The following is a 15,825-nucleotide window of genomic DNA, read 5'->3' as shown; positions in this document are numbered from 1 at the left end:
TCGAGGACATTGAAATGAAGAAAAGTCTTAACTGCAGTTACCGGCTGGTGTGGAATGACGTTCAGCGGGCGTTCGTGGTGGTTTCCGAACTGACACGGGCAAAAGGCAAGCGCGCAGGCGGCGCGGTATTGATCTCGGCGGCGGTAGGCGGTCTGTTCGCCAGCAGCGGGGCAATGGCATTCACCCCCGATGTCACTGATTCGGTGCGGGATGAGGTAGTGCAGGAGGGCGTACAGAATGTGCGCACCGGTGGGTTAACCACTAACCATACTATCGGCACCCGTGGCACCCAGATCGTGGCGGGCGGTCAGACCGTTGACACCCGCGTGCAGGATGGCGGTTCGCAGATTGTGCGCCAGAACGGCCAGACCACCGGGACCGTTGTTACTAACGGTGTACAGATTGTGGAAGTGGACGGCACGGCAACCGGCTCGCAGCTTAACAGCGGCGGCACGCAGGCGGTCTCCGGTAAGGCGAGCGGTACCGTGGTTGGTGCAGGCGGCGTGCAAACCGTGCTGCAAAGCGGGCTGGCTAGCCAGACAGTGATTAACAACGGCGGCGTACAGGCCGTTAGCGGCAAATCGGTCGAGGGCGTGGTCAACGCTGGCGGCACGCAGCTTATCAACAACGGCGGTTTTTCCCAGGATGCGACGGTAAACAGCGGCGGCATCCAGCACGTTAACGTCGGGGGTTCCGCCGCCGATACCGCTATCTTTGGCGGCGGTAATCAAATTGTTGCCGGTACGGTATCCGGCGCCCACCTCAACGACGGCGGCGCGCAGCTGGTTCAGCAAACCGGTAAAGCCATCGGCACCATCGTCAATAATCGTGGTACCCAGACCGTCGACGGCACCGCGATCTCTGCGGTGGTCAACGGCGGCGGTACCCAACTGGTGCATAGCGGCGGGCTGGCAGCGGGCACCACCGTCAACAGCGGCGGCATCCAGCATATCAAACAGGGCGGCGCAGCCTCCGACGGCGTTGTATTCGGCGGCGGCACCCAGGTTCTCTCGGGAACCGCATCCGGCACCAGCGTCAGCGACGGCGGTGCGCAGTTAGTCCAGGCAACCGGTAAATCCACCGGGACCATCATCAACAATCGCGGCACCCAGACCGTTGACGGCCAGGCGATCGACTCCGTGGTCAACGCGGGCGGTACGCAGCTGGTTAACCGCGGCGGTCTGGCGACTGGCGGCGTGGTCAACACCGGCGGGCTACAGCATATCAGCGTAGGCGGTGCGGCATCCGACGCCACTCTGCTCGGCGGCACCCAACTGGTGGAAGGCATGACCTCCGGTACCGTCATCAATAACCGCGGTTTGCAGCAGATCCACGCCAGCGGCATGAGCAAAGACGCGATTGTTAACGCGGGCGGTGAACAGGATGTTGACGGCGTTTCGCTCTCGGCAGAGGTGAACGACGGCGGCCTGCAAAAAGTGCGCAGCGGCGGCAGCGCGACCAGCGCGGTGATCAACACCGGCGGCATCCAGAGCGTGCTTGCGGGCGGTTCAACCGTTGCCACCACGCTGCTGGGCGGTATTCAGCAACTGGCGGGCGTGGCGGCAGACACCATTATCGGTGCGGGCGGCGTACAGCACGTGCAGGTGGGCGGCAGCGCGACCGGATCGCTTATCAACGACGGCGGCCTGCAACGCGTGGATGGCACGGCCACCTCCTCGGTTATCTATGACGGCGGCACCCAGTTGGTGAACCGCGGCGGTCTGGCGAAGAGCGCGACCGTTAACAGCGGCGGGCTGCAGCACATTAATGAAGGCGGAGCGGCGTCCGACACCACGGTGTTTGGCGGCGGCAAGCAGGTTGTCGCCGGGACGGCATCCGGGACCAGCATCAATAACGGCGGTCATCAGCTGGTGCAGGCCACCGGTAAAGCTACCGATACCATCATCAATAGCGGCGGCACCCAGGCGGTAGACGGCGCGGCAATTGCTGCCGTGGTCAACGACGGCGGCGTACAGCTGATCCACTCCGGCGCGCTGGCCAGCGGTTCGCAAGTGAACAGCGGCGGTCTGCAACATATCAACGAAGGCGGTGCAGCGTCGGATGCGCTGCTGTTTGGCGGTACCCAGGTTGTTGAAGGGACAGCTTCCAACACCCGTGTCGATGCAGGCGGCGTGCAGCAAGTTCATGTGACCGGCAAAACCACCGACAGCAAAATCTATGACGGCGGTTTCCAGGATGTTGACGGCACGGCGAACGGCACCACCGTCTACAGCGGCGGCAAACAGCTGATCCGCAGCGGCGCTCACGCGAACGATACCCGCGTTGATAAAGATGGCGTGCAGATTGTGCGGGCCAACGGTGCGGCGTCAAAAACCACCCTGCTGGGCGGAACGCAGCAGGTTGCCGGTCTGGCGGGTGATACGGTCATCGGCGACGGCGGCATTCAGCACGTGCAGGTGGGCGGCATCGCAACGGGATCGCTTATCAACAGCGGCGGTTTGCAGCGCGTTGACGGTTCGGCGACCTCAGCCGTGGTCAACAACGGCGGCGTGCAGCTGGTTAACAGCGGCGGGCTTGCTGCGGGCTCAATCGTTAACAGCGGTGGCCTGCAACACATTAATGTCGGCGGCGCGGCCTCTGACGGCACGATCTTCGGCGGCGGCAAACAGCTGGTGGCAGGTACGGCTTCCGGTACCAGCGTCAGCGATGGCGGTCAGCAGATCGTGCAGGCGAGCGGTAAAACCACCAATACCCAAATCAACAATGGCGGTGTGCAGAGCGTCGACGGTAACGCTACCTCATCGGTCGTGCGCGACGGCGGTACGCAGCTGGTGAACCGGGGCGGTCTGGCGGCAGGCACAACCGTGCACAGCGGCGGTCTGCAGCATATCAATGTTGGCGGCGCGGCATCCGACGGTACGGTATTTGGCGGCGGCAAACAGGTGGTTGCGGGCACGGCGTCCGGCACCAGCCTGAGCGATGGCGGTCAGCAGATCGTGCAGACGAGCGGTAAAACCACTGATACCCACATTAACAACGGCGGCGTGCAGAGCGTAGATGGCACCGCCATCTCGTCAGTCGTTAACGATGGCGGTCAGCAGATCGTCAACAACGGCGGCCTCGCTGCCGGTTCAATCGTCAAAAACGGCGGCGTGCAGCATATTTCAGCCGGTGGCGCAGCCTCTGACGGCACGGTGTTTGGCGGCGGTACGCAGCTGGTTCAGGGTACGGCTTCCGGCACCAGCATCAGCGACGGCGGTGTGCAGCTGGTCACCAAAGGCGGCCAGGCTCGCGGCACGCTGGTGAACAGCGGCGGTGTACAGCGCGTCGACGGCCAGTCGTTCGATGCGGTGATCAATAACGGCGGGCAGCAGATCGTTGACCCGTACGGCTGGTCGCGCCAGAGCGTAATTAACGCGGGCGGCAAGCAGATCCTCAGCAACGCGGCGGTGGCAATCTCCACCGTGCTCAACGGCGGTGAGCAGCACGTCAATAACGGCGCGAAATCCTTCGCTGCGCGCGTGCTGGGCGGGACGCAGAATATCGGCAGCGGTGGCCAGGCTTTCGAAGCGCGTATTGAGAAGGGCGGCGTGCAGAACGTTAATAATGGCGGTTATACCTACGGCGGCACTATCTCTGAGGGTGGCAGACAAAACGTTGCGGCTGGCGGCGTCACCGACTTCACCTTTGTTGATGGAGGCCTGCAGGTCGTTGACGGCACGTCGATTGTCAGCATCGTGAAAAACGGCGGGCGTCAGATAATCAACAAAAATGCCAACGCCGAAGTCTCTATCGTCATTGATGGCGGTATCCAGGAGGTATTCGGCACCACTACCGGTTCAGAAATCACCCGTGCAGAACAGCGTATCTACAGCGGCGGTTCAGCTACCTCAACCGTGCTGAACGACGATGCGGTACAGGGGATTTACGACGGCGCCGTGGTCACCGATACCCGCAACCGTCACGGCATCCAGAATATCTACAGCGGTGGCCGTGCGGAAAATAACCTGATGGATAACTTTGCGGTGCAGAATATCGCCGCCGGGGGAACCGCGGTCAACACCTCGTTGGGTAACGACAGCCAGCAGAACGTGCGCGGCAGCGCGGTGGATACCGATCTCTCCTCGAACGGCGTACAGAACGTCTACCGCGGCGGTACGGCGACACGCACCACGCTCTACGAGCGCGGCACGCAGAATATCTACAGCGGTGGTTCATCTGATTTTGCTGTTATCAACGTCGGCGGGATCCAGAACGTGCTGACCGGCGGCACCGCCAGCAACACTACCATTAACGGTGGTGGTACGCAGAACGTCAACAGCGGCGGGACGGTGATCTCCACCATCATCCGCGAAGGCGGGATCCAGAATGTCAATGACGGCGCGATCGTCATCGACAACAAAGTGGTGGGCGATCAGGTGGTTAACCAGGGCGGCACTGTCGCATCTTCCACCGTCAGCGAAAACGGCGCTCAGAGCGTCACTTTCGGCGGCAAGGCTATCGCCACCACCGTCAGCAAAGGCGGGGCACAGTTCGTTCGCGCCGGGGGCGTGGCGGATCTGACGGCCATTGAACGCGGCGGCATGCTGGCGCTGGAAGATGGCGCCACGGTCACCAATATCAATCTCAACAGCGGTGCAGCGCTGATGGCGGGCACCGACACCACCCTTAACGGCACCAACGCTAACGGCAGCTTCTCCATTGCCAATAAGATCGCCGATAGCCTGCTGCTGGAAAGCGGCGGTCTGCTGGCGGTTGCCGCAGACGGTAGCGCCAACAACACCGTGGTCAGCGAGAACGGTACGCTGAGTGTTGCCGAGGGCGGCATGCTGACCGGGGTTACCAAAGTCAATGATGGCGGTACGCTGGCCGGTAATGTGAACAACGACGGCGAACTGCGTATTACCACTGAGAACAGCGCCAGCACCGTTAACGCGGCGATCAACGGCAACGGTACGCTCTATAAAGAGGGTAACAACACCCTGACCCTGAGCGGGGCGCTTAATCAGGCGGGCGGCACCTTCCTGCAGAGCGGTGCGCTGGTATTCAGCGGGCTGGATGCGGTGACCGATATCATCGCCCAGGCCGGAACCTCGTTGCAACTTACCAATGGCTCGACGCTGACCGGGATGATTGACCCGACCGACCTGACCGTCGATGCGGGTTCCAACTGGCTCATGACCGACAGCTCCCTGCTCGATAACCTGACGCTGGGCGGCACTATTGATTACCAGGCACCGACCGGGGCATTTGTACCGAAAACCCTGACCGTCACTAACCTGGTGGGCAATGGCGGCACCATCACCCTCAATACCCTGTTTGCTGGCAACACCGCAGTGAGTGACAGCCTGGTACTGGATGGCGGTACCGCCACCGGTAACACCAATATCGCCATTCGCAGCCAGGGCGGCCTCGGGGCGCGTACCGCCGGTAACGGCATTCAGGTGGTGAACGCCATTAACGGCGCGACCACTACCGATGATGCGTTCCGTCTTGACGGCAGCCTGCAGGCGGGTGCGTATAACTACACCCTGCAACAGGGCAGCGCCGACGAGAGCTGGTATCTGACCACCGCTGAAGCAGGCGGTAACGCAGACGGCCCGCAGAACTACCGTTCGGCGATGTACCTCTACAGCTCCGTCTACGCTCAGGCGATGGACTATGACAGTGCGCTGCTCGGCTCGCTGGATGCCCGTCGCTATGCGGCGCGTACCCCAACTGAAGGCGGCAGCAATATGTGGGCCCGTTTTCAGGCCGGTCAGCTGAGCCACGATCACGGCGGCAGTGACCTGAGCAACGGCAACACGCCGGAAAGCAAAGGCGGCTACACCTTCCTGCAGATCGGTAGCGATCTGTGGCAGGGTTCAGGCTCGGGCATGGAGTGGACCGCTGGGATCTACGGCGCGGCAGGCCTCTCTGCCATCGACGTGCAGCGTAACAACAAGTCAAAAGCCGGTACGGTTCGCGATGACGCTTACAGCGGCGGTCTCTACCTCAATGGCGTGCATGAGAGCGGCTGGTGGATGGACGTAGTGGCACAGGGTACTCGCCACAACTTCGACACCAATCCGCGCGACGGCGACGGCCTGAAAACCCACGGCTGGGGCTACGTTGGCTCCTTCGAAACCGGTCTGCCGTTTGAGATTGGCAGCGGCCTGGTGCTGGAACCGCAGGTGCAGTACCAGTATCGCGGCGTGAACCTGAAAGATGGCAGTGATGATGTGGCCGACGTTCAGTTCGGTGATGGTCACAGCCAGCAGGTGCGTGCCGGTCTGCGTCTTGGCAACAACGCGACGCTGAAAGAGAGTGGCAAACCGGTACCGGTAAGCTGGTTTATCCGTCCATCCTTTATTCAGACCTTCGACTCGAAGGGTACGCTGAACGTCAGCGCGCCGGGTGTGGCTGGCAGCGAAACGTCGTTCAATCCGGATCAGGATGGCACCGCGGCAGCGCTGGATATCGGCATCGACGGCCAGATCCGCGATAACGTGACCCTCGGGGTGCGCGCGGGCTATACCCGCAGCATCGATGACGCGGGAACCGGCGGCTACGGCGGTCAAATCACGCTGAAAGTCGGCTTCTGATAAGCCTTGCAGTAGTATGAAAAGCCGCGCCGCAAGGTGCGGCTTTTTTTATCTCTTATTTCTGTAGGAAAATTTTTATCACGACCGGTAACGCGCAGAAGGCGTGCGGGTGATGCTGAAGCTGAGATGAAATAAAGGGGATAAAACAGAGAGTAACAACGAATGGTGCGTCCGAGTGGACTCGAACCACCGACCCCCACCATGTCAAGGTGGTGCTCTAACCAACTGAGCTACGGACGCACTGAAGAAGGATGGTGCGTTCAATTGGACTCGAACCAACGACCCCCACCATGTCAAGGTGGTGCTCTAACCAACTGAGCTATGAACGCAATGTTGTGGTTGACAACGGGGACGAATATTAGCGGCAGGCCGCAGATGTGGCAAGCGGAAAATGGCAGATTTCTTACTGAATTCACTCGATTGCGGAACAACTGAGCAAAACGCGCTGAAAGTAGCCGCCCGCAGGCGGCTACAGCGGTTTAGCGTGCCGCGCGCTGCAAAATACGGCTCGAAGGCTGACGCTGCAAATGACGCATGCGCAGCATCATCATTACCGCCGCCGAGGTGAGGCCAATAATAAAGCCCATCCAGAAACCTGCCGGACCCATTGGTGCGACCACCAGATCCGTCAGCGCCAGAATATAGCCAGTCGGCAGCCCCAGCACCCAGTAGGCGATAAAGGTAATAAAGAAGATCGAGCGCGTATCTTTATACCCACGCAGGATGCCGCTACCGATGACCTGAATCGAATCAGAGATCTGATAGATTGCCGCCAGCATCATCAGATGCGACGCCAGCGCCACCACTTCCGGGTTGTCGTTATAGAGCAGGGCGATCTGCTCGCGCATCAGCACCGTAAACACCGCGGTAATAGCCGCCATACAAACGCCGACCATCAACCCGGTACGCGCCGAGGTTTTGGCATCAATCGTCGAGCCCTGGCCGAGGCGAAAGCCGACGCGAATGGTGACCGCCGCCGCCAGCGACATCGGCAACACAAACATCAGTGAACTGAAGTTAAGCGCAATCTGGTGCCCGGCAACATCGACAATGCCGAGAGGCGAGACCAGCAGCGCGACCACGGCGAACAGGGTCACTTCGAAGAAGAGCGCCAGCGCAATCGGCAAGCCAAGCTGGGTCAGCCGTTTCAGCACCTCCATATCGGGCCGTGCGAAGCGGGCAGCATGTTTAATGTCGCGCATGGCACCGGCGTGCTTCACGTAGAGGCGCATAAAGATAAACATCACCCAGTAGACCGACGCGGTCGCCACGCCGCAGCCGACGCCGCCCAGTTCCGGCATGCCGAAACGGCCATAGATAAAGGCGTAGTTAACCGGAATATTGACCAGCAGGCCGATAAAGCCCATCACCATCCCGGGTTTGGTGCGCGCCAGCCCTTCGCACTGGTTGCGCAACACCTGGAAGAAGAGGTAACCCGGCGCGCCCCACATCAGCGCACGTAAAAAGTGGACCGCTTTATCGGCCATCAGCGGGTCGATGTTATGCATGGTGCGAATAATATGCCCGGCGTTCCACAGCACAATCATAATCAGTACTGAAACGGCACCCGCCAGCCAAAACCCCTGGCTCACCTGATGGGCAATGCGATCGCGACGTCCGGAACCATTCAGCTGCGCAATAACCGGCGTCATCGCCAGCAGCAGGCCGTGACCAAACAGAATCGCGGGGAACCAGATAGAGGTACCGATAGCGACCGCGGCCATATCCGTGGCGCTATAGCCCCCGGCCATCACGGTATCGACGAAGCCCATCGCCGTCTGGGCAACCTGCGCAAAAATCACCGGCAGGGCAAGTGCCAGTAATTGACGCGCCTCTGTTACATACTTCTGCACACTAACACCTATATATTGTTGTTATAAAAGAGAATGGAAATACTTAAGAGAAAGGAGTTATATCCTTGTGCGACAAAAAATGCCGCACTGCGATAAGTGCGACATCTGCTCAAATAGTACCTGTTAACGCCCCTTTTTGCCACGTTATCCATAAATCAAAATTATCTTTCGCCGCAAAGCGGGCTTCAGGCTGGCAAGGGGATTTTTCACCTGTTATTGTGCGTGAAGCACACGGTAATGCCGTAAGAATGAAACAGGAGTGATGATTATGTTTACGGGTATTGTACAGGGCACGGCAAAAGTGGTGTCGATTGACGAAAAACCGAATTTTCGCACCCACGTTGTTGAGCTGCCTGAAACGATGCTGGACGGAATTGAAACCGGGGCGTCCATTGCGCATAACGGCTGCTGCCTGACCGTCACCGAGATCAACGGTAGCCATATCAGCTTCGATTTGATGAAAGAGACGCTGCGTATTACCAACCTTGGCGAGCTCGAAGTCGGGGATATCGTCAACGTTGAGCGCGCGGCGAAATTCAGCGATGAGATCGGCGGGCATTTAATGTCGGGCCATATTATGTCGACCGCGGAAATCGTCAAAATCCTCGCCTCGGAAAATAACCGCCAGATCTGGTTTAAGGTGCAGGATCCGACGCTGATGAAATACATCCTCTATAAAGGGTTTATCGGCATCGACGGCATCAGCCTGACGGTCGGCGAAGTGACCGCCACGCGTTTTTGCGTGCATCTGATCCCGGAAACGCTGCAACGCACCACCCTGAGTGCCAAAAAACTGGGCCAGCGCGTCAATATTGAGATCGATCCGCAAACCCAGGCCGTCGTCGACACCGTCGAGCGCGTGCTGGCGGCAAAAGAGGCCGCTGTCGTAGTGAATGTCGTCGAATAATCCGACGTCGCAGAGAACAAAAAGCCGCAGCGTCCCCGTTGCGGCTTTTTTGTTAGTCAAACATGGCATTAACGCGCGACGCGCAGCCCTTTTTCGATGCCGCGGCTAAACACCACCTGCCAGAGCTGAATATCGCGGGCGCGAAACGCCCCGGCGCAGGCATTCAGATAGTAGCTGAACATGCGTTTAAAACGTTCGGAGTAGTTGTCGGCGATCTCCGGCCACGCGGCGAGAAAGCGCCCATACCAGGCCATCAGCGTGCGGTCATAATCAGCGCCGAAGTTGTGCCAGTCCTCCATCACAAAGTGCGGCTCACTGGCGGTAGCGATGTGGCGCACCGAGGGCAGGCAGCCGTTCGGGAAGATATAGCGGTTGATCCACGGATCAACATTGTTGTCGGTCTGTCTGGAGCCGATGGTGTGGAGTAAAAAGAGACCGTCCGGCTTCAGGTTTCTGTCCACCACATCAAAGTAGGTGGCGTAGTTTTTTGGCCCGACGTGTTCAAACATGCCGACGGAGACGATGCGGTCAAACTGATCGCGCAGATCGCGATAATCCTGCAACAGAATCTCCACATCCAGCCCGGCGCAGCGCTGTTGCGCCATTTTCTGCTGCTCTGCCGAAATAGTGACGCCGACCACGCGGACACCATAGTGCTGTGCCATAAATTGCGCCAGGCCGCCCCAGCCGCAGCCGATATCCAGCACGCGCATGCCGGGCGTTAACTGCAATTTTTCACAAATAAGCCGCAATTTTGCCTGCTGCGCCTCGGCAAGGGTAGTCGCCTCTTTCCAGTAACCGCAGGAGTACTGCATTGCGGGGTCGAGCATGCGGGTAAAGAGATCGTTGCCGAGATCGTAGTGCTCTTTGCCGACAATCCACGCCCGCTTTTTACTTTGCAGGTTGAAGAGCCGGGCGGCGGCAATGCGCAGGGTATCTTTGAGATGGTGTGGAAGCTGTTTTTCCAGGCCGGCGCGCAGTACCTGGGTAAAGAAGATGTCCAGCCGTTCGCACTCCCACCAGCCGTCCATATAACTTTCGCCGAGTCCGAGCGATCCCTCCTGTAAAACGCGTTTAAAAAAATCAGGATTTTTCACCTGAATATCTGCGGGGGCGGGACCATTAATATGAATGCCTGCGCGGCCCAGCAGTTCGTTTGCTATACGGAACCAGTTGTCATCCCGCACGCTCACTTCTTCTATACACGATGAACTCATACCTTCTCCATCACGAATAGCGATCAGAACTCTACAAGCGTAGACGCTGGCAGAATTTGTGAGAGATCTCACGGTTTGCACCGTGAGGCTGATATCAGACGTAGAACAGAGGAAGGGAGAGACCCTTGCCAGAAAAGGCCCTCCTTGGGGAAACGAGCACGCTCCGGTGCCCGTTACTGCATAATATTTATCGTATTTATGAGATAGCCGAAAATCAGTATAGGCCTCAATATCAGGTGATTCAACTTGTCGCTAATAGCGTGCTAATTACGCCATCAGCGACAGTCCCCCCGGCAACTACCCGCGCGCGGAGGAGGGCTCACGCACCTCATCCTGCTCTTCGCCTGCACGATGCTGAATGCCATAACCGAGCGCGGCGAGCAGCACCATGGCGAGCATTACGCTGGTGGTGGTCAGCAGTGGGGTAACGATCAGCCACGAGACGACAAGGCTTGCCAGGAAGCAGAGCCCCAGTTGCAGGGTATTCTGCAACGCCGCTGCGCGCCCTGTCGCCTGCGGGAAGGGACGCAATGCCCGCGCAACCACGATAGGGTAAATAGCCCCGTTCGCCACCGCCATCAGGCAGAAGGGGATCATCAGCGCGGTCAGCGAGACGCCGGGAATAAAGCCGACTGCCCAGGTCGCCAGTACGCTCAGGGCGTAGCCACTCAGTAACCACGGTAACATGCGCGATCCCTGCCATTTTTGCAGCGCGGCGCGACAGCCGTAACCACCAATCAGGAAGGCGAAGGTCTGCGGCACATAGCTCAGGCCAATCACCGACGGGCCATAGCCCATTTCGTGCAGGATAAACGGCGAACCGGTTAGCCAGGCAAAGAAGCTGGCGGAGCAGGCAGCGTAGATCATTACGTTGCCGCGATAATCACGGGCGCGCAGCAGATCGAGGAAGGTGAGCGCCTGCTGGTCGTGCGCCACTTTTTTTACCGGCGATTTGAGGCGGAAAGCCGGGATCATCAACACCACGGTGATGGCCAGCAGGGTGGCGAAAATTGCCTGCCATTCAATATGGGCCAGCAGCCAGGCACCGAGCAGCGGGGCCAGCGCCGGTGTGAAGCCGACCAGCGGCATAATGGTGGCGAAAATACGGTTAACGCGGTGCGCCGGATAGTGATCCGTCACCAGCGCCTGCCAGCTAACGGTAGCGGCACAGACGCCGACGGCCTGCACGAAACGCAGCACCAGCAGCCAGGTGGCGTCGCGCACCCAGAGGGTGCCAAGACAGCCCAGGGCGAAAATCGACAGCCCAATCAGCAGAATCGGTTTGCGACCATAGCGATCCGACAGCGGCCCCCACAGCAGCTGCGCCACCGCGAACCCGGCCAGGAACAGACTCAGCGAGGCGCTGATCACGGCGGGGGAGGTGTTTAAATCTTGCTGAATCGCGCTGAAAGCGGGCAGATACATGTCGGTGGCTAAAAAGCCCAGCACGCTTAAGCCCGCGAGCCAGACTATAAATCCTTTGCCAGGTTGCATTCTCATTTCTCTTTAATTGCAGGTAATCAGGGTGGGGAAGTGTAAGGAGTGCTTTCCTGGTTGTGAAACGCTAATATTTGCACATTGGTTTCAAAAATTTTGCAGGCAGAATATGTGGTCAGAATACTCCCTTGAAGTGGTGGATGCCGTAGCGCGTAACGGCAGCTTTAGCGGCGCGGCGCAGGAGTTGCACCGCGTGCCTTCGGCGGTGAGCTACACCGTGCGCCAGCTGGAGGAGTGGCTGGCGGTGCCGCTGTTCGTGCGCCGCCACCGCGATGTGGAACTCACCCCTGCCGGGGTCTGGTTTTTAAAGGAGGGGCGATCTGTTATCAAAAAAATGCTGATCACCCGCCAGCAGTGTCAGCAGATTGCCAACGGCTGGCGCGGGCAGTTGCCGATTGCTGTTGATAACATTGTGAAACCCGCACGTACCCGGCAGATGATCGTCGATTTCTACCGTCACTTCAGCGATGTCGAGCTGGTGGTCTACCAGGAGGTGTTCAACGGCGTCTGGGATGCGCTCGCCGATGGCCGTGTTGAACTGGCGATTGGCGCTACGCAGGCGATCCCCGTCGGGGGGCGCTATGCTTTTCGCGATATGGGCACTTTGAGCTGGAAGTGTGTTGTTTCACGTCAACATCCGCTGGCACAACTCAACGGTCCGTTAAGCGATGAGACGTTGCGCAACTGGCCGTCGCTGATTCAGGAGGATACCTCCCGCTCGCTGCCGAAGCGCATTACCTGGCTGCTGGATAACCAGAAAAGGGTAATGGTGCCCGACTGGGCCTCGTCGGAAGCGTGCCTGTCGGCGGGGCTTTGCGTGGGGATGGTACCGGCCCATTTTGCCCGCCCGTGGCTCGATAGCGGCGACTGGGTGGCGCTTGAACTGGAAAACCCGTTTCCGGATGCCGCCTGCTGCCTGACATGGCAACAAAACGAGGCGTCGCCTGCGCTGAACTGGCTGCTCGATTACCTGGGTGACAGTGAAACGTTGAATAAGGAGTGGCTGCGGGAGCCGGAGTAAGGCTCCCGCGGGAGGGGATTAACGGCGGTAATCGCGGAAGGGGCCATCGGCCACCGAGCGGCGCTCCACCAGGCGCGGATGCACTTCAATCGACTGCGACTGTTCGCGCTTATTCACAATGCGATCGAGCAGCATGGTGAATGCCGTTTCGCCCAGCGAGTCTTTCGGCTGATGAATCGTCGTCAACGCCGGAGTAAAGAAGCGCGAGTTGCGCACGTTGTCATAGCCAATGACGGAGATATCCTGCGGCACGCGCAGCCCCATCTCATCGGCGGCGCAGAGTGCGCCCATCGCCATAATGTCGCCGCCGCAGAAGACCGCGGTGGGGCGCGAGGACTGGCCGAGGATCTGCTGCATGGCGCGGTAGCCGGACTCCGGCTCAAAGTCGCCCTGCACAATCCAGTTCTCCGGCACGTTGATCATCGCCTCGTTCATCGCCTTCATAAAACCGGCAAGACGGCCTGCACCGGTGTTGCGCTCCAGCGGGCCCGGGATCACGCCGATGTCGCGATGGCCGCGCTCGATCAGGTAACGACCGGCCATATAGCCGCCCTGGAAGGCGTTATCGATCACCGAATCGGTGAAGTCCGCCTTCGATTCGCCCCAGTCCATCACCACCATCGGAATATGGCGATACTCCTCGAGCATGGTGAGCACGGTTTCCGGGTACTCAGAGCACATCACCAGCAGGCCATCGACACGCTTTTGCGCCATCATCGACAGATAGGCGCGCTGCTTCTCCTGGCTGTTCCAGGCGTTGCCGAGGATAAGGGTGTAACCCTTCTGGAAACACTTCTTCTCAACCGCTTCGATGATCTCGGCGAAGTAGGCCGCTTCACTGCTGGTCGCCAGCAGACCAATCGATTTGGTGTGATTCACTTTCAGGCTGCGCGCGACGGCGCTTGGCGAATAGTGCAGCTCTTTGATTGCCGCCCAGACGGCGTTGCGCGTCTCTTCAGCGACAAAACGGGTTTTGTTAATTACATGTGATACGGTTGTAGTGGAAACGTTTGCTCGTTTCGCGACATCTTTAATCGTTGCCATCAGATATTACTCCAGACCATATCGTAAGCTCCTGATAATTCTTGAGGTAAACGTTTGCCTTTAATCACCCTGAACCCATCAAAGTGAGTGCGGTACGCCGGGAAAACGACACTGGACGTCAGGAGGGGAGTCAATGGCCGGTACGCTAATAAATTTAGCGTCGAATTTTGTCTGATCTTGAGCAAAAGGGGAAGTATTAAAACGGTTCTGCTGGCAAATCACGCAAGATTTTTCCCATAATTTGTGCAAAAATGCGCAGGCTCACTTTTTGTGGGGAAATTAAATGGAGAAAAATTGATGAGCACCGATCTTAAGTATTCACTCTTCACCACCGTCATCGTTCTGAGCCTGATCGTTTTCGGCGCGCTGACCGCTGCACTGCATTGATCTGATGCGAGGGAGAGCCCTCTCCCTCGGTTCTTGCGCCACCATTGTTCCCCGTTGCGCAATAAACTTTTCTCCGTACGCTCACTTCTGTTTTTTGTGACTCCTGTCATACTTTTGCCTTTCGCGACCCGCCAGAGGGTCGGCATGTCCATTTCGGAGTCAAAAGATGAAAATAAATTTCCCCCTGCTTGCGCTGGCAATTGGTGCCTTTGGCATTGGCACCACCGAGTTTTCACCGATGGGGTTACTGCCGGTGATTGCGCAGGGTGTTGGGGTCTCTATTCCGGCGGCGGGGATGCTGATCAGCGCCTACGCCATCGGCGTTATGGTGGGCGCGCCGCTGATGACGTTGCTGCTTTCCCATCGCGGCCGTCGTAATGCGCTGATTTTCTTAATGGCTATTTTCACCGTCGGCAATGTGCTCTCTGCCATTGCGCCGGATTACGCCACCCTGATGATCGCCCGTATCATCACCAGCCTTAACCACGGCGCGTTCTTCGGCCTTGGCTCGGTCGTCGCCGCAAGCGTTGTCGCGAAAGAGAAGCAGGCCAGCGCGGTGGCGACGATGTTTATGGGGCTGACTATCGCCAATATCGGCGGTGTGCCTGCCGCCACCTGGCTTGGGGAGACCATCGGCTGGCGCATGTCCTTTATGGCAACAGCCGGGCTTGGGGTGATCTCCATGGTTTCGCTCTTCTTCTCATTACCGAAAGGCGGCGCGGGCGCGCGACCCAACGTGCGCAACGAACTGGCGGTACTGATGCGTCCGCAGGTGCTGACGGCGCTGCTGACCACCGTGCTCGGTGCCGGGGCAATGTTTACCCTCTATACCTACATCTCGCCGGTGTTGCGCACGCTGACGGACGCCACGCCGGTGTTTGTCACCGCCATGCTGGTGCTGATTGGCGTTGGTTTCTCGATTGGTAACTTTTTGGGTGGGAAACTGGCGGACCGCTCGGTGACCGGCACGCTGAAAGGCTTTTTACTGCTGCTGATTGCCATCATGCTGGCGATCCCGCTGCTGGCGCGTAGCGAGATCGGTGCGGCGATCGCCATGGTGGTGTGGGGCGCAGCAACCTTCGCGGTGGTGCCGCCGTTGCAGATGCGCGTAATGCGTGTTGCCCATGAAGCCCCGGGGCTGTCGTCATCGGTCAATATTGGCGCCTTTAACCTCGGTAATGCCCTTGGCGCGGCGGCAGGCGGGGCGGTGATCTCCGGCGGCCTCGGCTACAGCTTTGTTCCGGTTATGGGGGCGATTATTGCCGGGCTGGGGCTGCTGCTGGTGCTCTTCTCCGGGCGTAATTCAGCGTCGCGCGTCTGCGCGGCAGCGGAGTAAGGCGAAGTAACACCTGCC

At 59.0% G+C, this 15,825-nt stretch carries 8 protein-coding genes, 2 tRNA genes and 1 pseudogene; 5 read left to right on the top strand and 6 right to left on the bottom strand.

Annotated elements, in window-relative coordinates; genetic code table 11:
- The first annotated feature begins 14 nt into the window (after window positions 1-14).
- Entirely contained in the window at window positions 15-6,545 is a 6,531-nt protein-coding gene (locus tag EH164_RS12640) for an AIDA repeat-containing protein (RefSeq protein ID WP_124968466.1), read from the top strand.
- Window positions 6,546-6,708: 163 nt separating this feature from the next.
- On the opposite strand, the gene EH164_RS12635 is transcribed toward EH164_RS12640, so the two are convergent.
- From EH164_RS12635 to mdtK, 3 genes are all read right to left on the bottom strand, one after another.
- Window positions 6,709-6,785 (bottom strand) — tRNA-Val (locus tag EH164_RS12635).
- 12 nt (window positions 6,786-6,797) lie between these two features.
- A tRNA-Val gene (locus tag EH164_RS12630) sits at window positions 6,798-6,874 on the bottom strand.
- Window positions 6,875-7,024: 150 nt separating this feature from the next.
- Entirely contained in the window at window positions 7,025-8,398 is a 1,374-nt protein-coding gene (gene mdtK / locus EH164_RS12625; RefSeq protein ID WP_124968465.1) for an MdtK family multidrug efflux MATE transporter, read from the bottom strand.
- 268 nt (window positions 8,399-8,666) lie between these two features.
- On the opposite strand from mdtK, the gene EH164_RS12620 reads away from it, so the two are divergent.
- Entirely contained in the window at window positions 8,667-9,305 is a 639-nt protein-coding gene (locus tag EH164_RS12620; protein ID WP_023481404.1) for a riboflavin synthase, read from the top strand.
- Window positions 9,306-9,373: 68 nt separating this feature from the next.
- Here the strand turns inward: EH164_RS12620 and cfa are convergent, their stop codons facing one another.
- Window positions 9,374-10,522 (bottom strand): cyclopropane fatty acyl phospholipid synthase, encoded by a 1,149-nt coding sequence (cfa, locus tag EH164_RS12615; RefSeq protein ID WP_124968464.1) that lies wholly within the window; start codon window positions 10,520-10,522, stop codon window positions 9,374-9,376.
- A 297-nt stretch (window positions 10,523-10,819) separates the two neighbouring features.
- Complete coding sequence (gene punC, locus EH164_RS12610) at window positions 10,820-12,016, bottom strand: purine nucleoside transporter PunC (protein WP_124968463.1); 1,197 nt, start codon at window positions 12,014-12,016, stop codon at window positions 10,820-10,822.
- A gap of 112 nt (window positions 12,017-12,128) precedes the next feature.
- On the opposite strand from punC, the pseudogene punR reads away from it, so the two are divergent.
- A pseudogene (punR, locus tag EH164_RS12605) lies at window positions 12,129-13,062 on the top strand (DNA-binding transcriptional activator PunR).
- Here punR and purR read toward each other — a convergent pair.
- The gene (purR, locus tag EH164_RS12600) at window positions 13,059-14,084 is read right to left on the bottom strand and encodes an HTH-type transcriptional repressor PurR (RefSeq protein WP_023481848.1); all 1,026 of its coding nucleotides are present in this window, start codon (window positions 14,082-14,084) and stop codon (window positions 13,059-13,061) included. The pseudogene punR and the gene purR sit on opposite strands and share 4 nt — an antisense overlap.
- 297 nt (window positions 14,085-14,381) lie before the next feature.
- On the opposite strand from purR, the gene EH164_RS12595 reads away from it, so the two are divergent.
- Together EH164_RS12595 and EH164_RS12590 are read left to right on the top strand one after the other, a co-directional pair.
- Window positions 14,382-14,471, top strand: a complete 90-nt coding sequence (locus tag EH164_RS12595) for a YnhF family membrane protein (protein ID WP_094192965.1) — start codon at window positions 14,382-14,384, stop codon at window positions 14,469-14,471.
- A 166-nt stretch (window positions 14,472-14,637) separates the two neighbouring features.
- On the top strand, window positions 14,638-15,807 hold the full coding sequence (locus EH164_RS12590) for an MFS transporter (RefSeq protein ID WP_124968461.1): 1,170 nt from the start codon (window positions 14,638-14,640) through the stop codon (window positions 15,805-15,807).
- Window positions 15,808-15,825: the final 18 nt, after the last annotated feature.

The organism is Kosakonia sp. CCTCC M2018092 (genome assembly GCF_003864115.1).
Lineage (GTDB): Bacteria > Pseudomonadota > Gammaproteobacteria > Enterobacterales > Enterobacteriaceae > Kosakonia > Kosakonia cowanii.
Note: the sequence above shows the minus strand (reverse complement) of the source record. Positions and strands in the feature narration are given on the sequence as shown.